Source organism: Clostridium folliculivorans (genome assembly GCF_024341905.1).
Taxonomy (GTDB): domain Bacteria; phylum Bacillota; class Clostridia; order Clostridiales; family Clostridiaceae; genus Clostridium_AR; species Clostridium_AR folliculivorans.
Window position 1 is genome coordinate 578741 of sequence record NZ_BQXY01000001.1, and the last position, 23647, is coordinate 602387.

19 protein-coding genes are annotated in these 23647 nt (G+C 32.5%); 11 read left to right on the forward strand and 8 right to left on the reverse strand.

Annotated elements, in window-relative coordinates; all coding sequences use genetic code 11:
- Window positions 1-35 precede the first annotated feature (35 nt).
- On the forward strand, window positions 36-1805 hold the full coding sequence (locus tag OCU55_RS02545) for an alanine--tRNA ligase (protein WP_261850742.1): 1770 nt from the start codon (window positions 36-38) through the stop codon (window positions 1803-1805).
- Between the two features lie 112 nt (window positions 1806-1917).
- On the opposite strand, the gene OCU55_RS02550 is transcribed toward OCU55_RS02545, so the two are convergent.
- The 3 genes from OCU55_RS02550 to OCU55_RS02560 form a co-directional block, all read right to left on the reverse strand.
- The gene (locus OCU55_RS02550) at window positions 1918-2739 is read right to left on the reverse strand and encodes a Cof-type HAD-IIB family hydrolase (protein WP_261850743.1); all 822 of its coding nucleotides are present in this window, start codon (window positions 2737-2739) and stop codon (window positions 1918-1920) included.
- A gap of 115 nt (window positions 2740-2854) precedes the next feature.
- A complete protein-coding gene (locus OCU55_RS02555) occupies window positions 2855-3451 on the reverse strand; it encodes a maltose acetyltransferase domain-containing protein (protein ID WP_261850744.1) in 597 nt (198 codons plus the stop codon).
- Between the two features lie 157 nt (window positions 3452-3608).
- A complete protein-coding gene (locus OCU55_RS02560; RefSeq protein ID WP_261850745.1) occupies window positions 3609-4496 on the reverse strand; it encodes an AraC family transcriptional regulator in 888 nt (295 codons plus the stop codon).
- Between the two features lie 377 nt (window positions 4497-4873).
- Here OCU55_RS02560 and OCU55_RS02565 point away from each other — a divergent pair, with 377 nt between their 5' ends.
- The 4 genes from OCU55_RS02565 (at window position 4874) to OCU55_RS02580 (ending at window position 8077) form a co-directional block, all read left to right on the forward strand.
- The gene (locus tag OCU55_RS02565; RefSeq protein ID WP_261850746.1) at window positions 4874-5320 is read left to right on the forward strand and encodes a GNAT family N-acetyltransferase; all 447 of its coding nucleotides are present in this window, start codon (window positions 4874-4876) and stop codon (window positions 5318-5320) included.
- A gap of 30 nt (window positions 5321-5350) precedes the next feature.
- Window positions 5351-6244: a PHP domain-containing protein gene (locus OCU55_RS02570; RefSeq protein WP_261850747.1), complete on the forward strand. Its 894-nt coding sequence runs from the start codon at window positions 5351-5353 to the stop codon at window positions 6242-6244.
- 191 nt (window positions 6245-6435) lie between these two features.
- Window positions 6436-7050, forward strand: coding sequence for a sugar O-acetyltransferase (locus OCU55_RS02575; protein ID WP_261850748.1), 615 nt, complete (start codon window positions 6436-6438; stop codon window positions 7048-7050).
- Window positions 7051-7414: 364 nt separating this feature from the next.
- Entirely contained in the window at window positions 7415-8077 is a 663-nt protein-coding gene (locus OCU55_RS02580; RefSeq protein WP_261850749.1) for a hypothetical protein, read from the forward strand.
- Window positions 8078-8222: 145 nt separating this feature from the next.
- On the opposite strand, the gene OCU55_RS02585 is transcribed toward OCU55_RS02580, so the two are convergent.
- On the reverse strand, window positions 8223-9593 hold the full coding sequence (locus tag OCU55_RS02585) for a metallophosphoesterase (RefSeq protein WP_261850750.1): 1371 nt from the start codon (window positions 9591-9593) through the stop codon (window positions 8223-8225).
- Between the two features lie 294 nt (window positions 9594-9887).
- Between OCU55_RS02585 and OCU55_RS02590 the strand changes: the two genes are divergently transcribed.
- Window positions 9888-10982 carry an MBL fold metallo-hydrolase gene (locus OCU55_RS02590; RefSeq protein ID WP_261850751.1) on the forward strand — a complete coding sequence of 365 codons (1095 nt, stop codon included), beginning with the start codon at window positions 9888-9890 and terminating at the stop codon, window positions 10980-10982.
- A 280-nt stretch (window positions 10983-11262) separates the two neighbouring features.
- On the opposite strand, the gene OCU55_RS02595 is transcribed toward OCU55_RS02590, so the two are convergent.
- Window positions 11263-12456: a sensor domain-containing diguanylate cyclase gene (locus OCU55_RS02595; protein ID WP_261850752.1), complete on the reverse strand. Its 1194-nt coding sequence runs from the start codon at window positions 12454-12456 to the stop codon at window positions 11263-11265.
- Between the two features lie 235 nt (window positions 12457-12691).
- Here OCU55_RS02595 and OCU55_RS02600 point away from each other — a divergent pair, with 235 nt between their 5' ends.
- The 4 genes from OCU55_RS02600 (at window position 12692) to OCU55_RS02615 (ending at window position 19416) form a co-directional block, all read left to right on the forward strand.
- Window positions 12692-13462 carry an SDR family NAD(P)-dependent oxidoreductase gene (locus OCU55_RS02600; RefSeq protein WP_261850753.1) on the forward strand — a complete coding sequence of 257 codons (771 nt, stop codon included), beginning with the start codon at window positions 12692-12694 and terminating at the stop codon, window positions 13460-13462.
- A 192-nt stretch (window positions 13463-13654) separates the two neighbouring features.
- Window positions 13655-14290 (forward strand): TetR/AcrR family transcriptional regulator, encoded by a 636-nt coding sequence (locus OCU55_RS02605; protein WP_261850754.1) that lies wholly within the window; start codon window positions 13655-13657, stop codon window positions 14288-14290.
- Complete coding sequence (locus OCU55_RS02610) at window positions 14287-17820, forward strand: efflux RND transporter permease subunit (protein WP_261850755.1); 3534 nt, start codon at window positions 14287-14289, stop codon at window positions 17818-17820. The genes OCU55_RS02605 and OCU55_RS02610 overlap by 4 nt, the downstream gene beginning before the upstream one ends.
- A 147-nt stretch (window positions 17821-17967) precedes the next feature.
- Window positions 17968-19416, forward strand: a complete 1449-nt coding sequence (locus OCU55_RS02615; protein WP_261850756.1) for an amino acid permease — start codon at window positions 17968-17970, stop codon at window positions 19414-19416.
- A gap of 225 nt (window positions 19417-19641) precedes the next feature.
- On the opposite strand, the gene OCU55_RS02620 is transcribed toward OCU55_RS02615, so the two are convergent.
- The 3 genes from OCU55_RS02620 to OCU55_RS02630 all read right to left on the reverse strand — a co-directional run bounded on the left by OCU55_RS02620 (window position 19642) and on the right by OCU55_RS02630 (window position 22709).
- On the reverse strand, window positions 19642-21249 hold the full coding sequence (locus OCU55_RS02620; RefSeq protein ID WP_261850757.1) for a xylulokinase: 1608 nt from the start codon (window positions 21247-21249) through the stop codon (window positions 19642-19644).
- Window positions 21250-22131: 882 nt separating this feature from the next.
- Window positions 22132-22308, reverse strand: coding sequence for a 4Fe-4S binding protein (locus OCU55_RS02625; protein WP_261850758.1), 177 nt, complete (start codon window positions 22306-22308; stop codon window positions 22132-22134).
- 29 nt (window positions 22309-22337) lie between these two features.
- Window positions 22338-22709 carry a pyridoxamine 5'-phosphate oxidase family protein gene (locus OCU55_RS02630; RefSeq protein WP_261850759.1) on the reverse strand — a complete coding sequence of 124 codons (372 nt, stop codon included), beginning with the start codon at window positions 22707-22709 and terminating at the stop codon, window positions 22338-22340.
- Window positions 22710-22903: 194 nt separating this feature from the next.
- Between OCU55_RS02630 and OCU55_RS02635 the strand changes: the two genes are divergently transcribed.
- Window positions 22904-23410 (forward strand): RrF2 family transcriptional regulator, encoded by a 507-nt coding sequence (locus OCU55_RS02635; protein ID WP_261850760.1) that lies wholly within the window; start codon window positions 22904-22906, stop codon window positions 23408-23410.
- Window positions 23411-23647 lie beyond the last annotated feature (237 nt).

The following is a 23647-nucleotide window of genomic DNA, read 5'->3' on the forward strand; positions in this document are numbered from 1 at the left end:
GCTTTTTGCATTTTTAAAAGTAAAGGAGAATTAAAATGAAAGCAAATGAATTAAGAAGAATGTATGTAGAGTTTTTTGAAAAGAGGGGGCACAAAGAAATAGGGTCAGCTTCCTTGTTTCCTGAAAATGATCCAAGTGTGCTTTTTACTACAGCAGGGATGCATCCACTTGTTCCATACCTGTTAGGAGAAAAACACCCACAGGGAAAGCGATTAGTTGATGTTCAAAAATGTGTTCGAACGGGTGACATTGATGAGGTAGGAGATGATACTCATCTAACCTTTTTTGAGATGCTTGGCAATTGGTCTCTAGGAGATTATTTTAAGAAAGAGTCTATTACAATGAGCTATTTATTTCTTACAGAGTATTTAAATATACCGGTAGAAAGACTTGCAGTCACTGTATTTGAAGGTGATTCTCTAGTGCCGAGGGATACAGAAGCAGCAGAAATATGGATTAAGAATGGAATAAAGGAAGAACAGATTTATTTTTATGGTAGAGATGAAAACTGGTGGGGGCCGGCAGGAAAAACTGGGCCATGTGGTCCTGATACAGAAATCTTCTATGATATGGGCAAAGAAAAATGTGGAGAAGATTGTGGACCTGCATGTAGCTGTGGAAAGTATGTGGAGATTTGGAATAATGTTTTTATGGAATACAATAAAAATGAAGATGGCACTTATTCAGAGCTTCTACAGAAAAATGTAGATACTGGAATGGGATTGGAGCGTATACTAACGATTTTTAATGGTTATAACAACGTGTATGGAACTGAACTATTTCAACCTATTATAGAAAATATAGAAAGTCTTACAGGTATAAAATATACAGAAGACAACAAAAAGACTTTCCGTATAATCAGCGATCATATGAGAGCAGCAACTTTTATCTTAGGAGACCCAAGGGGAGTCACTCCATCAAATTCTGAACAAGGATATATACTAAGAAGACTTATAAGGCGTACCATCAGGTTAGTAAAAAAATTTGGAGTAGATAGCAATATTATTTGTAGAATTGCTGAAGTAATTATTGAAAACTATGGGGAGATATATTCTGAATTAGTTAAAAATAAAGATTTTGTTTTACAGCAACTTGAAAAGGAATATGTATTATTTTCAAAAACTCTCGATAGTGGCTTGAAGATGGCTGAGAGATATTTTTCTAAATTAGAGGAGGGCAATAGCTTAAGTGGAGATTTGGCTTTCAAATTATATGATACCTTTGGTTTTCCAATTGAATTTACGGTTGAACTTGCCTCAGAACGAAAGATAAATGTAGATATGTTTGCATTTGAAGAAAAGTTTAGGGAACATCAAGAAAAGTCTAGAAAAGGTGCTGCTGAAAAGTTCAAAGGTGGACTTGCAGATAATAGTGAGAGAACAACTAAGCTTCATACAGCTACGCATCTATTAAATGCTGCACTTCGAAAAGTGCTAGGGGATAGTGTATACCAAAGGGGAAGCAATATTAATTCAGAGAGGCTGAGATTTGATTTTTCCTTTGACAGAAAGCTGACTAAGGAAGAGTTAGAGAAGGTACAAAAAATAGTGAATGAGGCTATAGAAAAAGGAATAGATGTTGTGTGCACTGAACAAACCTTAGAAGAAGCAAAGGCAGATGGAGCTATTGGAGTTTTTGAAAGCAAGTATGGTGAGATTGTAAAGGTGTATACCATTCGTGGATACTCGAAAGAGATATGTGGAGGACCACATGCTTCAAATACTGCTGAACTAAAGAGTTTCAAAATATTGAAGGAAGAAAGTTCGTCTTCTGGAGTAAGAAGAATTAAGGCTACTATAGGATAATGAAACACTGCTTAGTTTAAAAAAGTGAGATAAGTTTGAGACTATAAAAATAAAACAACCTCTATCTAAATTTTATAATTTTTCATAGAGGTTGTTTTTACTTTGCTTTAGCTTATTCTACTATTCCATGGGCTTCCAAGAAAACAGCAATGCCGTCATTGTCATTATCAGCAGTAATAAAATCAGCAACGGATTTAGATTTTTCACTTCCATTGGACATAACCACGCCGATGCCTGCATTTTCAATCATATCAGCATCATTATCTGCGTCTCCGAAAACAAGAAGATTGTCCAAGGTAATTCCGTGCAAGTTCATAACTTCTTTAAGACCATTTGTTTTGGTTACTCTTGGATCCATATATTCATAAAGAATACTTGCAGTTTTTAAACTTGCACATTTATAGTTTGGATTACTAAAAGTTTTGCTACGTTCTATTACCTTGTCCATATATTCAGGATTACAAATTATCATAACTTTACCCTGTGGAGTCTTTAACAGTTCATGAAAATCTACAACTTCATAAGGGAGTTTATCTAGCTTTGATAGTAATTTTATATATTCATCATCCTTATATCCAATCAAAATTCCATCCTTAGGTATACAAAAATTTAAATCCATATCCTCATAATGCTTGATGATTTCCCAAATCAATTCTCCATCGAGTGGAAAACTAGACTTTTGTATTCCAAGAGACATATCGTCAATTTCACTGCCACCCATTCCTACAATGCAGTCTACCAGCCCTTCGATATTCCATTCTTTCAATAAGTTTTGACAAGAGACAGCATCCCTGCCTGTTGAAAGACCAAAAAGGATTCCTTTTTCTTTAATTTGTTTAATTGCTTTTACTGTTTTTTCTGTTACATAACCTTCACTGCATAAAAGTGTTCCATCTACATCTGCCATAATTGCTTTAACTTTATCCATCCCCATATTGTTTCCTCCTATTTGAAATACTTAATTTATTTTATATTAATTTTGGTATTTGCTAAGCTTAGGTTGCTAGGAGCAAGCTTATTATGATTCAATCTGTTAATTAGATAGTTTTTTATTCAACCTTCAAACCTTTATAATAATAGATTTTGTCATCGTCATTAATTTCACGTAGTACTTTGCAAGGGTTCCCTGCAGCTATAGAATTAGCGGGTATATCCTTTGTTACTACACTTCCTGCCCCTATAACTGAATTTTTTCCAATAGTTACTCCAGGACAAATAATTGCGCCACTTCCAATCCAGACAAAATCTTCAATAGTTATTGGAAAGGCATACATTTCACCATTTTGACGGAGATCTGGATGTACAGGATGGCCTGTTACTGCTATGGTTACGTTTGGTGCAATAAGTACATTATTTCCAATGGTGATTTTATAATCATCTATAAGAGACAAATTGAAATTAGCATAAAAGTTATTTCCAATAGACACATTTTTTCCGTAACATAAATTAATAGGTGGTTCAATCCAGCAATTATTGCCTAAAGATCCGAACATTTCATTTATTAATTTGATTCGTTTCTCTATTTCTGAAGGCCTTGTATGATTAAATTCATAAGCTAACTCTTTTGCTTGCAATCTCTCTTCTGGTAAACCTTCACACATATCGGTAAAAAGCTTTCCTGTTACAATATTTTCTCTCTCACTCAATTGAAAGTCCTCCCTTTTAATGTATATGATAGCTATCCTGTTGCTATTTATAAATCTTCACTTATATTAATAATGCTGTAATTATAGTGCAAGGTAGATGTTTAATCTATAAGATTGCTCTATAAAAATATAACAATAGTATTTTTGTAGATTAAGTTCAACTAAGTTTTTTCTTTCTGTATTGAATTGGTGTAAAGCCGAAATTTTTATGGAATATTTCCGTAAAATAGCTGGAGCCGTTAAAGCCACATTGAAGTGCTATTTCAGTAACTGAAAGTGAAGGAATATTTAAAAGCTCGATGCTTTTTTCTAGTCTATATTCTGTTAGATAAGAGATTGGAGTCTTATGTAAAATTAATTGAAAAATCTCACAGCAACTACTACGGCATACATTTCCAGATGCAGCAATCTCATTTAGAGATATTTTTCTCTGATAATTCTTCTGTATAAAACCTATCATGTTATGCATAGCTTCCAGTTTTTTATTATCAGTATTTTCATTAGTAGATATATTGTTTTTCATATCTTGATAAAGTCTATAACATAATGAATGGAAAAGGCTCATCAGCTGTAGCTCAAAACCATCTTGTTCCTCATCACATAATTTATATATTTGTTCTAGCATGTCTATCAAGTTTCTTTGCCAAGATATTTCTTGAGTCAATATGAAAAATGGATGTGAAGCATCTGTACATATTGGAAGTACATAAGCGTCCCTAATTCTTTCAATAGTAGAAATCAGGTATGGGTGTATCAGTATGCAGATAAAATCACAGTCAGAACCATCTGCAGAAAAGCCATAATGCATCTGCTCGGAATTTACAAAAATACATTGACCCTCTTGAATTTCGTAGACTTTTCCGTTTACGTAATAAGACATTTTTCCTTTTAAAACTAGAGTGAATTCCCAATCCTTATGCCAATGATTTGCAGCAGTCATATTTGGGTAGTCTGAAAGTAAGGCTTGCTTTGCACGAATAGGAAAGTCAGTGAAATTATATGAAACAATTTCTGAATTATCACTTAATAATTGTATTTCCAACATAGATTTTCCTCCAAAGTTATAAGGTTTTAGGACGTGTTTAAAAATTTGCACTGTCCATTAGAACCTAAGCGGTATATCATTAATAGTTATACATCAATTTTAACTCATTGTATTAGTATAAATCTATATACGATTGTTATAAAAGTTAAAACTATTTTTATATAATTATCAAAGATTACAGAATATTATTATATTATGAGTTGAATATGAAAAAAAATTAAAGTATTTTGCTTGGGAGGTAGATTATTATTAAAAATAATAATATAAATATAAGAAAATATCGTTATGATGATAAACCTTATCTAAGGATTATATGTAAGGAAACTGCATGGGATGATTATAAGATAAATGACAACAAACTTGAGGGTGTATGTATTATGTTCAATGATTATTTCACAGAACAGGAGCCAGATCATATATGGGTGGCAGCTGATAAAGAGGATAAACCAGTAGGATATGTAATCTGCAATACGGATTATATACGATATAAACAAATGATGCATCAAATATACTATCCAAGACTAAAGGAGTTATCAGCAGAGGATATTCAGTTTTTTGAAAGCTTTTTATCTGATTTGGATAAAGTAGCATATAATCATCCAGCACATTTTCATATTGATATACTACCTGGCCATCAGAGGCAGGGGATTGGACACAAGCTATTAGACGCATTAGGTAAACAACTTATAAACGAAGAATTTGAAACAATGATGCTATATGCAAGTTCTAGAAATTCTGTGGGGTATCATTTTTATTTAAAATATGGATTTAAAGAAATTTATGATTATAAAAATGATGCAGTAGCATTAGTATACTATTTATAAAATAAGCAGATGAAGAAGGAGATGTTAAAGATGAGTTATATAGATTTGCACATGCATTCTTATTATAGTGATGATGGAGAATTTAAGCCTCAGATGCTAGTGGATTTTTGCTTAGATAAAAACATAAAATATTTTTCAATTGCAGACCATAACTCTGTAAGAGCAATAAAAGAAGCAAAAGAGTATTGCGCTAACAAAGATATTGAAGTTATTCCTGCCATAGAACTAGATTGTACTATTGATAAGGTCAACTTACATGTTTTAGGATATGGTATAGATTATAATAAAAAAATATTCCATAAAATTGAAGAAAGCATTATTACCCAAGAACAAATTGCTTCAAAAGAGCGCATGAGATTGGTTAGAGAACTGGGAATAGATTTTTCAGATGAAGTGATTGCTTCATTATCCAGAAATGGCGTGGTCAATGGTGAAATGATTGCTGAAGCTGCTATGATGTTTGATGAGAATCATGATAAACAACTCCTTAAGCCTTATTATGAGAATGGATCTAGAAGTGATAATCCATATGTGAATTTTTATTGGGATTACTGTGCGCAAGGTAAGCCTGCTTATGTTGAAGTAAAGTTCATAAGCTTGCAGGAAGCAATTAAAGTTATTGAGGAAAGTGGAGGCATACCAGTTTTAGCTCACCCGGGGAATAATGTTAAGGAAAAAGTAAATCTCTTAGCAGACATTATTGGTTGTGGGATTAAGGGAATAGAAGTTTATAGCAGTTATCATAATAAAGAACAAGTAGCTTTTTATAAAGAATTTGCATTGAAACATAAATTGCTTTTAACCTGTGGAAGTGATTTTCATGGGAAAACTAAACCTAGTATAGCTATTGGTGGAACAGATTGTGAAGATAACGAAGAGAAGATAATATCAGAATTAAAGACTGGTATTAATTTAAATTCATAAGGTAATTGGAATTAGTATTATATACTACACCTAAATCAGAAATGAAGAAATTTGTAAATAGATACAAAAGGAAATTGCATAATAACAGTAGAATTAATGAAAAAGAGCTGTACGAATACGGAGTAGATCACGTTGTTAAATTACAAGTTACTAAAAATAAGAGTATACTGGCAGAAAAGGAGAACTAAAAAATGAACCAAAAAGAAAGAATGTTAGCAGGATTGCCATATAAAGCTTGGTTAGATGGACTTTCAGAAGAAAGAATGGAAAATAAGCTGAAAATACATGAGTACAATTTATTGAGTCCAGATGAGAAAGATAAAATAGAGAAATTAATTAAAGACATACTAGGGAAAACTGGGGAGAACATTGTTGTAGAACAGCCATTTCACTGCGATTATGGTAAAAATATTGAGGTTGGTAATAACTTTTTTGCTAATTATAATCTAACAATATTAGATGTTGGTAAGGTAGTAATAGGGAAAAATGCACAATTTGCACCAAATGTTTCTCTATATACAGCAGGGCATCCAATACATCCTGATTCACGAAATTCAGGATATGAGTATGGTATAGGTATAACAATAGGAGATAATGTTTGGCTTGGAGGAAATGTTGTTGTAAATCCTGGAGTTAATATAGGAAATAATGTGGTTATTGGTTCAGGAAGTGTGGTGACAAAGGATATACCTGACAATGTTATTGCAGTAGGAAATCCATGTAAGGTTATTCGTGAGATTACAGAGGAAGATCGTAAATATTATTATAAAAATCATGAATTTGATGTTGAGGATTATAACGAGTAACTTGGTTTATAGATAAGCTAATTAATATTAAAATCTGTCCGAATAAGGATTCGTCTAACCATCGAAATCTTTATTTGGAGTTTAGGGGTTGAAGTAGTATACCTATAGTCTAGATACTTTGAAAATTGGGGATGTTTCTTAAAAAATAAGGTGTTCTAATGGACATCTTATTTTTATTTGTTTACATAAAACTTACAAAAAGAATCTAATAAATTAATTAGCAATATCAGATTTGACATAATAGTAAAATATTGTTATTGTAGTTGAAGAGAAAAGTTATTGTAAAATTTTAACAAATTTTATTTAGATATGGATAAATCAATTTCTATGTTATATGAGTATATTAAGTGAGGAGAGAACCAATATGAATAAAAGTATAATAAGAACAAGAGCGATTATTTCTATTCTAATTTGTATGATGATATTCACTGCTTATGGATGCAGTGCGAAAGATTCAAAAAAGAGCACTTCTTCTAATAGTAGTACAAGCCAGAATGATAAGGCAGCAGAAACGAAAGCGGATAATAAAACAGATACTACAACAGATACTAAAGCTAATAATACAACAGACACTAAAGTAAATGCGCCAACAGCACCTAAAGTAAATACTACCACTGGAACTAGTGATGCAGAAGATTTAATTAAAGTGCCAGATAAGATAGTGTATTTTAATAAAGGAAAACAGACAGTTATAGATAAAAAGAACAAGAAGTTTGATAAGATCGTAAAGCTAGTAAGAGCAAGGGTTACTAGTGCAAATGATATTTATAAAACTTCTATGACTAGTAGAGAAATAGAAAAACAGGAAAAAAGCAATAATGTTGTAGAATTTATATATACCAGTAAGGTAACAATGAACTGGAAGTATGGAAAAGACAATAAATCTGATTGTAAATTAGTATATAACTCTATAGTATTTCCTTTAGACGGTCAATATAGCAAGATGGCCATTTTTACTCCTACTTCAGCTGGTCCAATAGGACCTTTGAAAGATCCAAAAGAATTATTAAATTATATTAAAAATTAGAAGAGTGCTCTAAAATGGTAGATTTTAATATACTTTACTCATATGTATCTGTAAAGTCAGATAAGCAAAAAGCCGCTAAAGAATGTCACTTTAGCAGCTTTCGCACTGTAATTTATATATTTTTATATAAGAATGAATCATAGAATTATTTTTCAGTTTTAGAAACTTCATTATGAATTTTAAAGTAGAGGTTGTTATTATCAGTGCCTTTATCTCTAGCTATATTCATAGCATAATTTCTAAAAAAGCTGTCTGGTAAGTTTGACAATAACTTAAAGCCTTCCGACCCTATTACATCTTTTGAATTTAAGTTTTCAGTTCCTGCAAAATATCTTAGGTTCAAGGTTTTCATGGTCTCAGACATCAATTTCAGATCGTTGTCTGAGTAACTTTCTTGTAGTTCAAGCCTTTTTGAAATCATATCATAACCAAATTTACCAAAATAGTCTTCTGAGTACTTAGCAAAGTTATTAAGGTTTTTATCTTTTATTCCGTTACTCTTTGACCATCCATCCACATCTACTTTAGCAGTACTATATGTAAAACTTTTATCCTTAGATGAATATTTAAGCATTCCATATTGGTGAGGATATGCAGCTAAAGAGTTTGTGGCAATATCATAAAGTTCTGGATTATCCTTGTTGTCAGAAGCTATGTCCTGAATATGAATATGACCGCTTAGAACTAAATCTAATTTATTTTCCTTAAATATCTTAAGAGCTTCCTCATTGTTATCTAAAGTAAATCCTTTACGTACAACCTCGCTATGATCTAGTATATTATGGTGCATTACTGTTATTATATGAGCTCCTTTTTCTTTAGCAAAGTCACTACATTTCTTTATCCAATCTAAGGTTTTTTGAGAGAGCTCGCCACCTAATTGTGGAGCACCTAAGCTAATATTACTCTTATATTTATTAGTATCGAGCATTAAAAGCCACACATCTTCAGTTGGTGTAGCAAGATAACTCAATGTACCCTCATCTTTTGATATTGCCTCAGAATATCCAAAGTCGGCATAGATTTTGCTAAAATCTTTATCACTTATATTGTCGGTGACAAACTGTTTATCATCTTTAAAGCCTCTAGCATAAGGATTTAAAATATCATGATTGCCAGGTATTACGTATACGGAAGTACCATTCTCTTCGATAGTTTTTAATTTTTTTGCCAAATCAAGATGACTTTGCTTTTCACCGTTAGTGGTCAAATCTCCGCTAATGATAAGTACGTTCGGTTTTTTAGCTTTAACATTAGATGTAAATGCCTCTGTTATAGCATCAATGTACTGAAGATCCTTACCGTCACCAGAAGAAACAAATTTACTGAAAGCTTCTCCATTATCTGTGAGGCTTTTGGATAAATAGTGTAAGTCAGTAGTAACATAAAAGTTTATATCATGACCTGATTTTATTTTATAGTCCTCTTTTAGTTTTATTGAGGAACTGCTACAACCGACTAAAACAAGCATAAACGAAATTGATATTACTGCCTTGTATATTTTTGAGATACGCATTTGGTTTCCATCCTCATTTATATAATTTTAATAAAATTCTCGTATTTACATAGTTAGTTTTAGTGATAAATAGTATTTAAGGTTGCTTGTTCACTAATATACTACGGAACTCATTATATAGTTGCAATTAACAAAAATCAAATGAATTTATAAGGATTTTTATGCAAAGTCTAATATTCAATGTTCTAAAAGCACGCTATATTGTAATTGCGTTTTTTCTATACTTTTTTCATATACATTGATATACTGACATAAAAAGATGTATATTTATGGATAGAAAGGAGCTTAAAAAGCATGATATATTTATTTGCTTTTCTAATTTTATTATGTATAGCTATAGCATTATTTGTAAACCTAAATCCGGTTTTTGGCGGAAGACCGAATAAAGAACTTTACAAGCATTTTGATAATTATGTTAATGGAAAATTCGTTAATGAGAGTGAAATAAAAATGAGCATGAGATTGCCTGACATCTTTTCGATGCTTAGAGATTCTATAAAAGATAACAATGAACGGAATCCTGCTAATGAAATTCCTGTATCTGCTATTGATTGGGAGAAGATTAAAAGTGAAAAAGATAGCCTAACTTGGTTTGGTCATTCAGCTTTTTTACTTAGCATAGATAATAAAAAGTTGCTTTTGGATCCTATGCTAGGTCAAGTTGCTTCTCCAGTTTCTTTCGCTGGGAGTAAGAGATATAGATATAGTGAAAAAATGTCCAGTATCTTTGACGAAATGCCATTTATTGATGCTGTTTTTATTACTCATGATCATTACGATCATTTGGATTACCAGTCTATAATTAAATTAAAGAATAAGGTTGAACATTTTTTTGTACCTTTAGGGGTGGGCGCTCATTTGGTAAGATGGGGAGTTCAGAAAGAAAAAATTACGGAGCTTAATTGGTGGCAGGAAGCAAGATTCAAAGATATACCGGTGGCATTAATCCCTTCTAAACACTTTTCTGGTAGAGGGATTTTTAATAGAGACACCACATTGTGGGGAGGCTGGGCTATTTTTGGAACACATACAAGTTTTTATACTAGCGGGGATGGTGGATATGGTGAGCATTTTAAGAAAATAGGAGAAAAATACGGCCCTTTTGATATTACATTAATAGAAGGAGCTCAATATGACAGGCGGTGGTCTTCGGTACATATGATACCAGAAGAAGCTGTTCAAGCTCATGTAAATGTAAAGGGCAAAAATATGATGCTGATGCATTGGGGAGCTTTTACATTAGCATTTCATGGTTGGAAAGAACCAGTTGAGCGGGCAGTAGAAGAGGCGAAAAGATCTGGTGTAAATTTAATAGCCCCTAAAATTGGTGAAACTGTAATATTAGAATCAGATTTAAATAATCCATTTTCTTCATGGTGGGATTATTAAGTAGGGAGTTTTTTGATTTTTAGGAATTTATAGTTCAACTATATCTTTAGATAAATATGAGTAACGACTTAAAACATAATGTGATTTCAAACAATAAAAAAAGAAGAATATGTCGCCTGAAAGGTTTTCCTCATATGCATTGGGAGAGGCAGATGTGTTAAAAAAGCTCGCTGAAGAAGGTAGCTTCAGCGACTTTTTAGAGTTGCAATTTTTTTCCCATATAATAAAAATAAAACTTAACGGTTACTATATTTGGCAGAGTGATAAAAAGTCATATTCCTTAGTTATCTAAACTGCTCTTTTTTCTTTGTTTATCCTTGTACATATTTTTATCAGCAATAGTAATAAAGTCTCTTATAACCCCTATGGAAGTACCTGAAAAAGAATAGCCTATTGAAACTTTTACTTGAAAATCTATACTGTACTTATTTTGTTGTTCTATTGATTCACATAACTGGATATATAACTCTTTTACTTTATCAATAGAGGTGTTTTTTATAATTATTATAAATTCATCTCCACCTGCTCTAGCGATAACAGAGTTTTTTGTAAAAATTTCATTTAAAATATTGAAAGTTCTTTCTATTAATTTATCGCCCAAAGCATGACCGTAACTATCATTGGTTATTTTTAAATTATCGAGGTCACAGAATATAATTCCGATTGAAGTATCAGTCTCTGTATTCAAGATATGTATCTCTTTCTCAAGATAATGCTTATTGTAAGCGCCGGTTAAGCCGTCATGATAACTTAATCTTTCTAGTTTTTCTTCTAATTGCTTTTTATCAGTAATATTTCTACTAAAGCCTTCTATTGCTATAAGTGTACCATTATCATCATATATAGGTATGCAATAGTCATCTAGCCAGACGTAATGCCCATCTCTATGTTTATATCTAATAGCTAACGGTTTAGTAAAATCGATAGTATTAGTTAATTTTTTTGTAAGGATATGATAATCATCAGGATGAACAATCTCAAAAGGAATATTGGAATTTATTAAATGTTCTTCAGCAGTATATCCTAGTATTTCTTTTATTGAAGGGCTAATGTATGTAAATTTAAAATTTGGAATTAAGTCTGCTCTATAAATGATATCTTTGGAACGCTCAAACATCTTGTTGAGAGTCTTTTCACTTTCATCAAACTTTACGTATTGTGATATATCAATCAATGAAAATCTAAAGCCGATCATTTCATTATTTTCATTAAGTAATGGAGATCCTGCTAAATCTATTGGAATCAAGGGACCGGTTTTTGTTTTGGCAGATATCTTTATATTAGTAAATGGCTTATGGTTTTGAGGTGTTTTTGAAAGTATATCACTGATGCTTTTACCCAGTAGTTCTTGCACTGTATAGCCTAATAGACTAAAGCAGTTCGGACTAACAAAGGTTGTTATATAGTTATTATCAATTTCAATATAAACCTCTCTTAGAAAATTTGCTGCAATATTATAATGTGAAGAATTCATTTAATTTCTCCTTTGTAAAGTTATAAAAGTTTATCCATTTAATAATCTCATATTTTTTTTATAAAAGAAAGTACATGCCATCAGCTATTTATTAAATCCTAGTTATTAAGGCGAGTATTTAGCAAGAGTGTTGCAATTTCTTCCCTGTGTTATTAGAATAATACTTAACAGTTACTTTTGTTAAGTATGTATTATCAGAATGGGGAACAAATCAGTTTAAGAAGAGGTGTAAGAAATGTTAAAGGACAAAATAGTTTTTATAAGTGGAGCTAGCAGCGGTATAGGTGAAGCTGCAGCAATAAAATTTGCAAAAGAAGGAGCGATTCTTGTTCTTTGTGCAAGGAATGTAGAGAAACTTGATAATTTAAAAGATCAATTAGTGAAAGAGTATCAAACTGAGGTTCACACATATAAGTTAGATGTTCGTGATAAAAAGGCTATTGATAGTGTTTTTGAAAGTATGCCTGAAAATTTAAGAAATATAGATATATTAGTTAACAACGCTGGTCTTGCTCAAGGTCTTGAAAAGGTTCATGAAGAAAGCGTCGACGATTTTGATATTATGATAGACACTAATATAAAAGGTCTTCTTTATCTTACAAGAAAAATAGTTCCAATCATGATTGAGAATGGAAGAGGTCACGTAATAAATATAGGATCTACTGCTGGAATAGTTGCATATCCAGGAGGCACTGTTTATTGTGCTACAAAGGCTGCAGTAAAATTCATCAGTGACGGCTTAAGAATGGATGTAGTTGATACACCTATAAAAGTAACAAACATACAACCTGGTATGGTAGAGACAAACTTTAGTGTAATTAGATTCCATGGAGATCAGGAAAAAGCAGATGCTGTTTATAAAGGTATTAAACCATTAACAGCTGAAGATATAGCAGATGTAATACTTTATACTGCTTCTGTGCCTGCACATGTACAAATATGTGAAGTGACAGTAACACCAACTCATCAAGCTACTGCTGGAGTGGTTCATAAAGAGAAGGTATAATAATATTAATAAAATACTAACAGTTTGTTATTAGAAAAAGGCTTAGTGGATATCACTAGGCCTTTTTATTGTAGAAAATACAAAAAAATATTGACCAGTGACAGGTTGTCATTTATAATAAAAACATAAGTGACAACTTGTCATTTTGATTTTATTAATTATATTTTTCGATAAGTATAAAAGGAGTTAAGTATGCCTAAACAGTTGTTTTTTTCCTTATCAAGCGAAAAACAAAATAAAATAAAGGATTCAGCACTGGCTGAATTCTCTGAAAACCAATTCCATGAAGCATCAATCAATCAAATAATAAAGATAGCGGGTATTTCTAGAGGAAGTTTTTATCAGTACTTTGAGGATAAAGAGGATCTGTACTTTTATTTAATAAAGGATTTCTTGGAATCCAAATTAAGTGAATTCTCTAAAAGTTATGTAAAGGGTGAGTATAATAATGTATTTACAGTTTACAGGCAAATATTTTTATCCATGCTTTCAACAATTTCAGATGAAAAATATCAACCTTTTTTTAAAAACATGTTCTTATCTTTGAATTATGATCTTGAAAAAAAGCTTAGAGAGATTGTTGAGAAAATGCAAGAAGCGATACTATCAAATACATTTAAGAAAGCTATGATCAATATAGGTGATGAATTACCATATCTTAAAGAACTTTTACAAATTATTAGACTTATCAGCAATGATCTTTTTACACGAAAAGTCATAGAAAATCTTGATAATAAGCAAATAATAGAAATTTACGACATGAGAATGGAATTGCTTCGTAGCGTAAGAGAGATTAAGCAAATGAAATTAATGGGGGATTTGAAATGAGATTTTTTACTAAGTTTTCAATGAAAAATACTTTTGTAATATTATTAGCAGTTGTTCTTATAGCTGTAGGCGGAATATATTCTGGTGCAGGTATAAAAGAAGAGGCTATGCCAAATATTTCAATACCTGTAGTAACAATTTTTACTGTATATCCAGGTGCAGCACCAAACGATGTAGCGACCGAAATTACAAGACCAATTCAAAAATCAATGTCAGGAATACAAGGAATAACTGACATCAAAGGAATATCTAATGAGAATGTTTCTATTGTTGTAGCTGAATTCGATTATTCTGCAGATATTGATAAAGGTCTAAGGGATATTCAAGACTCCTTGAGTAAAGTGAATTTGCCTCAAAGTGCTCAAAAACCAAGTGTTTCAAAGGTGACTATGGGAAGCTTTGCTGCTATGACCTATTCTATAGAAAGTAGTAAAAGCATAAATGACTTAACACAGTTTGTAAATTCTAAACTTGAACCAGAGCTTAGCGGAGTATCTGGAGTCTCAAGCGTAGATGTAAAAGGGCTAAGAAGTAATGATGTTTACATAAAGTTAGACGAGCAAAAAATGAAGGATAATAATTTAAACTTCCAATCTGTTCAAAACTTTATAAATGCAAATAATATAGCTTATCCGGTAGGAGATACGGAAATAAATCAGAAAGACTTGGCTATAAGAGTTTCAAATCAATTAAAGACTATAGATGATATAAAGTCTATTCCAATAATTGTAGCACCAAATACATCACAGATATTGGCAGATAGCTCAAGTAAAATCACTGATGGTATGAATCAAATGGGTCAAGCTATCAATGAATTAGGTAAATCAATGGGAGAAATTGGGCAGTCGATGGGGCAGCTTGCACAGGGTGTAGGTTCAACAAGTAAATCTATGGGTGAAATGATAGGGAATAATACGCAAAGCATTGCTATATTAAGTGTCATACAACAGCAAGAGGGAATTATTCTTAAACAGCAGGCTGTGCTTACAAATCCTAAGGCAACTGCTGAGGAAAAAGCCAAGGCTAATGCTGATATCAGTCAAGCTAATGCTGTTATTCAAAGTTCTGCAAGTTCACTTCAACAGCTTTTACTTGACCAACAGAAAAAAGGGGAGGCATTAAGTCAAAGTGCATCAATTCCTCAAGCAAATTCAGATAATAAAAAAGCAAGTGCAAGCTCTAAGTCAGTTTCTTCAACTACAAGTAAATCTCCAAATGCTGACACCCAATTAAAAGTACTCTTCTTAAAGGATATTGCAGATATTAGTTCTGGTGAAGAAGGTGCCAAGTATTTTGCAAGATCTAATTACAAAGAAGGAATGGTACTTAATATTTACAAGACTGATGACTCCAATATGGTCCAATTAGCAAAGGATGTAGAAGAGAAAATAACTAATATTACAAAAGATAATAAAGACATAAAGTTAAATAAAATAAATGATTCGTCAATAACTGTAAAAGATTCGGTTACTGGTATGATGAATGAAGGAATAATTGGAGCAATTTTTGCTATGGTAGTAATAGCTTTATTTCTTAGAAATCTAAAATCTACTATTATTGCAGTTGTCTCCATACCTGTTTCAGTGCTTATAGCACTTATATTGCTTCCGAGGTTTAATATTACTTTAAACACAATGTCTTTAGGTGGAATTGCCATCGCCGTTGGAAGAATTGTTGATGATTCAATTGTTGTAATAGAAAATATATATAGAAGACTTAGCCTTTCAGATAGTTTAGGAGTGAATAAGACTGAATTGATTGAGGAAGCAACTCATGAAGTCGGTTCGGCTATAGCTGCATCAACTATAACAACAGTTGGAGTGTTTTTACCTTTAAGCTTTATCTCTGGTCTAATCGGAAAGGTATTTATTCCGTTTGCATATACTGTGGTAATATGTATACTTGCTTCACTTTTGGTGGCATTAACTGTTGTACCAGTTATGAGTAGATTTATGCTGTCAAGTAAGAAGGTGAAACATGTTGAGGAAGAAGGGATTCTTTCAAAAGGCTACAAAAAAATATTACATGTAGTCTTAAATCATAGAATTATAGTTTTAGGTTTATGTATAGTGACTTTATTAGTATCTTTAGGATTGCTAAGAAAAATAGGTATACAATTTATGCCTTCCTCAAATAGCAATATAATTAATGTAAAACTTACAATGCCTGTAGGAACTTCAACTGGTAAAACAAATGAAGAAGCGTTGAAGTTTGAGAACTATTTAAAGAATAGAAAAGATGTTCTAAACGTAGCTAGTATTATTGGTGATACAAGTAGCAGCGGTGGCAGTGCTATGTCAAACCAAAGCTCAAATGTTGGAGCTTTCACAGTAGTAATGAAGGATGATAAAAATTTAAATAAAGCTATTGATGAACTTAGAGAGGAAGCTAAAACCTTTAATAATGAAGGTGAATATATGACTATAACGCCTCAAAGCGTTACCGGTACACAATCGGATAATGTTCAGGTCATCATAAACGGGAATAATTTAGATGATATTACAAAAGCAGCTGGATTAATTACTGATAAACTTAAAACTATGGACACTTTAAGCAACGTAACAAACAACATTTCTGCAAGAAGACCTGAAATATCGATAAATGTTGATCCGCTAAAGGCTGCAAATGAGGGAATAACGCCTGCTACAGCTGCAGCAGTTGTGAAAAATTATCTAGGTTTTAATAAGATTACAACAATAGATAGTGGAGATGAAAATAATGACAGTTCAATTGATGTAATGATTGGATATAATGAGGATACTATTAATAGTTTAGATAAAATTAAAAATCTTGAATTGCAAGGGGCACAAAATACAGTTAAGCTTGGAGATATAGCTGTAGTTCAACAAATAGACGGTCCAGCAACAATATCAGAGCTTGATGGAAAGCAGTATGCATCTGTTAGTGCAGACATAAAAATAAGGGATACTAGTAAGGTTACAAAGGAAGCCCGAAGTGAAATAGATAGCTTAAAACAGTCAATGCCAATAGGTGTAACTTATGAGCTTCAAGGAAGTAATAAAAATATCAGTGAAGGCTTTTCTCAGATGGAAATGGCAATTGGAGTAGCTGTAGCACTGGTATATATTATAATGGTAATTACTTTTGGAGAACCGATAACTCCATTTGCGATTTTATTTTCACTACCTTTCGCTGTTGTTGGAGCTATTACAGCACTATTTATTGCAAATCAGCCTCTAACAGTATCAGGCATGATAGGCATACTTATGCTAATAGGTATAGTTGTTACTAATGCGATAGTGCTTCTTGATAGAGTAAAAACAAACAGATCAAAGGGAATGAACGTTAGAGAAGCTCTTATAGAAGCAGGCTCTGTAAGATTGAGGCCAATACTAATGACAGCTATTTCTACAGTTATGGCACTAGTACCATTAGCACTAGGATTCTCACATGGAAGTCTTATATCTCAAGGGCTTGGAATTGCAGTTATAGGAGGACTTGTATTCTCAACTATATTAACATTAATAATAGTGCCTGTTATGTATAGTTTATTGAATCATAGTAAATAGAAAAAGTATAAAACTGGTAGTAGCATCTAGCTACAACCAGTTTTTTTGTAACGTGTACTATACACTGCAATTTTATGAGAATACATTCGCCTCCTTTAGAGATAATATTATTGTTGTAATACAACTTTCATATTGGAGGACAATGTTATGGAAAAGAAAAAACAAGGATTGTCTGTAGGGCATCTTACTATGATGGCATTAGGGACTGTTATAGGAGGTTCATTTTTTCTTGGTTCAGCCGTAGCGATTAATGCTGCAGGACCTTCTATTGTAATATCTTATATATTGGCAGGAATATTAGTTTATTTTATACTTTATGCTTTATCTGAAATAACTGTAGCTAGTCCGCATTCTGGATCTTTTCATACCTTTGCAGGGAAGGTCTTAAGTCCTGGAGTTGGGTTCGTTGTTGGATGGATGTATTGGACTGGAATGATTTTGTCTATGTCCAGTGAGGCTACTGCTGTTTCAATCTTACTTAGCGAGTGGTTTCCTAATATATCTGTTTTATTCTTGGGGAGTTTTATAATAATAGCTGTTACACTTATTAATCTATTAGGTGCAGATAGATTAAGCAAAGTGGCAAGCGGCCTTTCAGCGATAAAATTGTTGGCTATAGTTTCATTTATTATTATGTCGGTATTACTAATATTAGGTGGAATTACTAAGATATCACCGGTGGGAGTAGGAGAGCTTAAAAGAGAGGCCTTTGCACCAGGTGGAATAAAGGGGATAGCAGGCAGTATGCTAATAGTTATGTTTGCTTATGCTGGTTTTGAAATAATTGGGTTGGCTGCTTCAGAAACCGCTGATCCTGGAAAAACAATTCCTAAGGCAATTAGAAATACAGTGTTTGGGCTGGTTGGACTATATGTATTATATACACTTGCACTTCTTCCACTGATTCCGACATCTGAGCTAAGTGAAAAAATCAGTCCTATGGTAGCTTCCCTTAATAGGTTTGGAATGGGCTGGGCTGGTTCTGTTATGAATTTAGTTCTTATTACAGCTATATTGTCAGCCTCTCTAGCAGCTATGTTTGGAATTGGTAGAATGATGAGATCTCTCGTAGATGAAGGGCAAGCACCAAAGTGGCTAAAGGATAAAACAGATGTACCATACCGTGCAATATTAATCTCAGGATTTTCAATGTTATTAGCATTGTGGCTGGGGCTTTTATTTCCGAGAATGTACTTGTTTTTGATAAGCTCAAGCAGCTTTGCACTTCTAGTTACTTATGTAGTAATTTTGGGTATCCAAATAAAGTTACGTGGAATCCATGGTTGTCCGCCAGAAGGAAAGTGCCAGATGCCTGGATATCCTTATACCTCTTGGATTACCTTAGTTAGTATGATTATTATCATCCTAAGCATGCCTTTTATCTCAGGGCAGGGATCCGGTCTTGTTGCTGGAATTGTAATGCTTATAATATATTCCGCTGCATATTTTGTAATAAAGTTTACTAGAAGTTCTGGAGTAGGAAAGGCAGAGGATGATAACATGAATATTAAAGCATATAGTAGAAAGGTTAGTGCAGAGTTAGGTGAAGAGTTGATAGAAGATAATGATTGTAAGGATGAAAATAGCACTGATTAGTAATTTTAAATATATAAAAATAGAGCAAAGGAGTCTTCTAAAATAGGTGAGAATTCTTTTGCTCTATATAAAGAATACTGTTTTTTTTGTTCTAGATTGAAGTGTTTTTGTGTACTAGCCCTGTTTATTATTCATGCTATGTTTTATGAATGTTACTGAAACTTAGTGCCAATAAAGCGTTAATGGATAAACATTTAATTTAAATATAAGGCTTTAACAGATTCGCTATTTAAGTTTATCAACAGCAGCTCTTTCGATAGGAAGTCCATTGGTGTAACGCTTCATGAACTCATCAAAGCCTTTTACATCATTAGCATCTGGATACATCTTGGTAACAACTTCTCCTGCAAATACTTTCTGCGATAGATAATCATCTAGGGTCTCGCTTTCAGCTTTGTTAAGCATATAGCCTGCAAGTACTGCAATTCCCCATGCTCCACCTTCTCCAGCGGTTTCCATGACAGATACAGGAGCATTTATAGCAGCAGCCATAATCTTTTGCCCAACACCTTTAGTCTTAAACAATCCGCCGTGACCAAGCATCTCATCAACCTTGACACCTTCTTCTTTAAGAAGAATATCTAGGCCTGTCTTTAGTGCGCCTAAAGAAGTAAATAAATGTACACGCATGAAGTTAGCTAAATTAAACTTACTTTCTGGAGTACGTACAAATAATGGACGACCTTCTTCAAAATTAGTTATATGTTCACCTGAAAAATAGTTATATGCAAGTAGACCACCACAGTCTGAATCTCCTTCAAGGGCTTTGTTATATAAGGTTGCAAACAGTTTATCCATGTTAACTTCCATACCCATTGCCTCAGAATATTCTTTAAATAATCCAACCCAGGCATTAAGATCTGATGTGCAGTTGTTACAGTGAACCATAGCTACTAGATTACCTGTAGGAGTTGTAACTAAATCTATCTCCTCATATGCCTTTGATAAATCTTTCTCCAGTACAATCATTGCAAAAACAGAAGTGCCTGCTGAAACATTACCCGTACGCTGTGCGATGCTGTTAGTCGCAACCATACCTGTTCCTGCATCGCCTTCTGGAGGACAAAGTGGAATGCCTGGTTTTAAGTTGCCAGTTACGTCTAAAAGTTTTGCGCCTTCTTCAGTAAGAACACCAGCATTTTCACCAGCTAATAAAACTTTTGGGAAAATATCTTTGAATTTCCATGAGAAATTTTTATGAGCAATTAATTCATCAAATTGTTCAACCATTTTTCCGTTGTAGTTCTTAGTTTCTATATCAATAGGGAACATTCCTGAAGCTTCTCCAATACCTATAACCTTTTCGCCTGTAAGTTTCCAATGTACATAGCCTTCTAAGGTTGTTTGGAAGGCTATATCAGCCACATGTTCTTCACCATTTAAGATGGCTTGATAAAGATGAGCTATACTCCATCTTTGAGGGATATGGTAGTTGAAGACTTTAGTCAACTCTTCTGAAGCTTTTTCAGTAATAGTGTTACGCCACGTACGGAAGGGCACTAAAAGGTCTCCTTTTTTATTGAAAACCATGTAACCATGCATCATGGCACTAAAACCAATTGCACCAATAGTTTGAAGTGGTACTCCATATTGCTCTTTTACGTTGTTAGCCATCTTTTGATAACTGTCCTGTAGACCTGTCCAAACTTCATCTAAGCTGTAGGTCCAGACGTTGTTTATATAACTGTTTTCCCAATCATGACTACCAGATGCTATTGGTGTGTTATTTTCGCCAAGTAAAACTGCTTTAATTCTAGTAGAACCAAGTTCAATGCCAAGTACTGTTTTTCCGTTGATAATGGAATTTTTAATATCATTCTTTGTAATACTCAATTTTTATTCCTCCATTAAAATATTGTAATATTAATATTTAAATAATTTGCAGTGGAAACTTCTTGAAGGGTACCTTTAAGAAATTCATCTTAAATCGTATACATAATGTACGTACAATTGTAGATGAAATTTTAGGATTAACATAATTTTTTATAGTGATAAATCATGTGCAATATTATCTAGTACTATATTAGTTATTTAGAATAAGGCTTAGTACATATGGTGCTGTAATTAAATAACATTCATACAAAAAAGACTTTTTGTACGTACAATTTATAGCATTATTGTACTATTAAAAAAACATTTAATCAATATGATTTTGGAAAGAATTAAAATTTTAATTCTTTAAGAGTATTGTTAAATTATAGATTAAGGCGAGTGGTTTTTTGTATGTCTGCAATTCTGTCAGAGGTGTAGGAACAAATTATAATATTCTTCTTTTTGATAGATTTAAGGAAGAGTTATCAGAAAGATACTCTATAGATTAGGCCATAGTAAATACTTATAAAGCAGCTGGTAAAACTATTATTTTCAGTATACTTACAGGGTTTATAGCACTTTGCATTATAATGCTTCCTGTATTTTTACCAGCGATGATCAGTCTTCCAAGTGCTATATGAAATTTATTCTTAAGAAATAAAAAAGAGATTGGCAAAGTTGATAAAGTAGCATAAGGATATTTATCATATTTAAACCATAAAATAGAAGCCTCTGCATCATGGATTTAATAATTCTATGTGTAGAAGCTTTTTGCATCTTAAATTTAATTTCTTTTGAAAGATGATTTAAGGTTATATAAATAACCGCACACTAACAATATTAGGTGTGCGGTTAAAATATTTTTAACAATAAGTTATATAATCTAGATTTAGATACTCTCAGTTAATTTTTAGAAATACATTTTTTAGGACAAGCAAGCTGACATGCGCCACAGTCAACACACCCAGACTGGTCAATTGATCTCTTTCTATCATCACCTTGAGTTATGCATCCAACGATACATACTCTTTGACATGTACCACAACCTACACATTCTGATTTGTCAATTTTTCTTGGCATAATAATGCCCCCTCTTGGTTATGTATTCTCTATAAAGTTTGTTTACAAGAGTCAACTGTTATTTCTAAAACTCTTGTTAAGAACGGATATTTTTCTTTCATCATATCGAAGTGTTCGCCGCTTTTTAAATATTTAGCAGCTCCTTCAAGTAAGAATCCAGTTCCCATATAGTTATAGCCCATTACCTCTTTTGATCCCATAGTTAATTTAACCTTAGGGTTGATATTAATATTTTCTTCTGTTTTGATCATTGCAGCTGCAGGTATCAATATTTTATTTCCCTCTACAACAACTAAATAGCTGTTCCAAGTATTACAAACATGAGCGTCATTATTTGCCCAAGATACTATAGATACTACACCTTCGTGATTTATTACTTCTAAAAACTTTTCTGTTAACATATTTGTTCCTCCTCTAATTACGGATAAGAATTATCGTCGACACATGTTGTCTATAATTAATATACAATAAGTTTTTCCTTTAGTCAACAGAGAAATTATGATTAATTTGTGTTATGAAACGAGTGTCTTGATTGAGAAGAAATAATAAGCTATCATAATAGGATATTAGAATATATTAAAGGAGAAGGAATGGAATGAAGTTTTCAGTAGGTGTTGAATATGCGTTGCATTGTTTATTATATATGGTAAATTTAGAGGAAGGCACATCAGTAGGAATAAGAGATTTGGCTACATTTCAAGGTGTTTCAGAAACTTATTTATCAAAGGTGTATGCCAGATTAAGTAAAGCAGGAATTATAAAATCTGTTCCTGGTGTAAAGGGCGGATATGCACTTGCACGTAAGGCAGATGAAATAACATTTTGGGATGTTGTTGAGGCTGTAGAAGGAAGCGAGCCGTTTTTTCAGTGTGCAGAAATAAGGCAAAATAATATATTGCTGGATAAAGATAATCTACCAGATACACATACAAAATGCCCTTGCTTAATAAAGGTAGTAATGTTGGATGCAGAAAATGAAATGAAGAGATATTTAACTAATAAGACCTTAGCATGGTTATATAACGAAGTATACGATAAGAAGCTTCCAAAAGAGGTAGAAAAGGAAACTATAGAATGGTTTGAAAATGCTAGAAAGAAGTAAAAAGCTATTTTACAATATAATTTAAAAGCATTATGGAAATTTGGCCGAAATGTTTCCTTTGGGTCTTAAAATTTGTCAGTTTGAGTGAAAATAATACATATGAAAGATTATAGCCACAGGTCATGCCTGTGGCTAATTTAATCGCAATTATTGATGCATTGATATATAATTATATTAATTTATTACTTAATAAGGTGTGACTCAAATTGAAGCGATACACCGTTATATAATCTACTA

Excerpts from the sequence above, each read along its gene's own strand:
- OCU55_RS02545 (WP_261850742.1), top strand. The coding sequence starts at position 36 with ATGAAAGCAAATGAATTAAGAAGAATGTATGTAGAGTTTTTTGAAAAG.
- OCU55_RS02550 (WP_261850743.1), bottom strand. The coding sequence starts at position 2,739 with ATGGGGATGGATAAAGTTAAAGCAATTATGGCAGATGTAGATGGAACA.
- OCU55_RS02560 (WP_261850745.1), bottom strand. The coding sequence starts at position 4,496 with ATGTTGGAAATACAATTATTAAGTGATAATTCAGAAATTGTTTCATAT.
- OCU55_RS02565 (WP_261850746.1), top strand. The coding sequence starts at position 4,874 with ATGTTCAATGATTATTTCACAGAACAGGAGCCAGATCATATATGGGTG.
- OCU55_RS02570 (WP_261850747.1), top strand. The coding sequence starts at position 5,351 with ATGAGTTATATAGATTTGCACATGCATTCTTATTATAGTGATGATGGA.
- OCU55_RS02575 (WP_261850748.1), top strand. The coding sequence starts at position 6,436 with ATGAACCAAAAAGAAAGAATGTTAGCAGGATTGCCATATAAAGCTTGG.
- OCU55_RS02580 (WP_261850749.1), top strand. The coding sequence starts at position 7,415 with ATGAATAAAAGTATAATAAGAACAAGAGCGATTATTTCTATTCTAATT.
- OCU55_RS02585 (WP_261850750.1), bottom strand. The coding sequence starts at position 9,593 with ATGCGTATCTCAAAAATATACAAGGCAGTAATATCAATTTCGTTTATG.
- OCU55_RS02590 (WP_261850751.1), top strand. The coding sequence starts at position 9,888 with ATGATATATTTATTTGCTTTTCTAATTTTATTATGTATAGCTATAGCA.
- OCU55_RS02595 (WP_261850752.1), bottom strand. The coding sequence starts at position 12,456 with ATGAATTCTTCACATTATAATATTGCAGCAAATTTTCTAAGAGAGGTT.
- OCU55_RS02600 (WP_261850753.1), top strand. The coding sequence starts at position 12,692 with ATGTTAAAGGACAAAATAGTTTTTATAAGTGGAGCTAGCAGCGGTATA.
- OCU55_RS02605 (WP_261850754.1), top strand. The coding sequence starts at position 13,655 with ATGCCTAAACAGTTGTTTTTTTCCTTATCAAGCGAAAAACAAAATAAA.
- OCU55_RS02610 (WP_261850755.1), top strand. The coding sequence starts at position 14,287 with ATGAGATTTTTTACTAAGTTTTCAATGAAAAATACTTTTGTAATATTA.
- OCU55_RS02615 (WP_261850756.1), top strand. The coding sequence starts at position 17,968 with ATGGAAAAGAAAAAACAAGGATTGTCTGTAGGGCATCTTACTATGATG.
- OCU55_RS02625 (WP_261850758.1), bottom strand. The coding sequence starts at position 22,308 with ATGCCAAGAAAAATTGACAAATCAGAATGTGTAGGTTGTGGTACATGT.
- OCU55_RS02630 (WP_261850759.1), bottom strand. The coding sequence starts at position 22,709 with ATGTTAACAGAAAAGTTTTTAGAAGTAATAAATCACGAAGGTGTAGTA.
- OCU55_RS02635 (WP_261850760.1), top strand. The coding sequence starts at position 22,904 with ATGAAGTTTTCAGTAGGTGTTGAATATGCGTTGCATTGTTTATTATAT.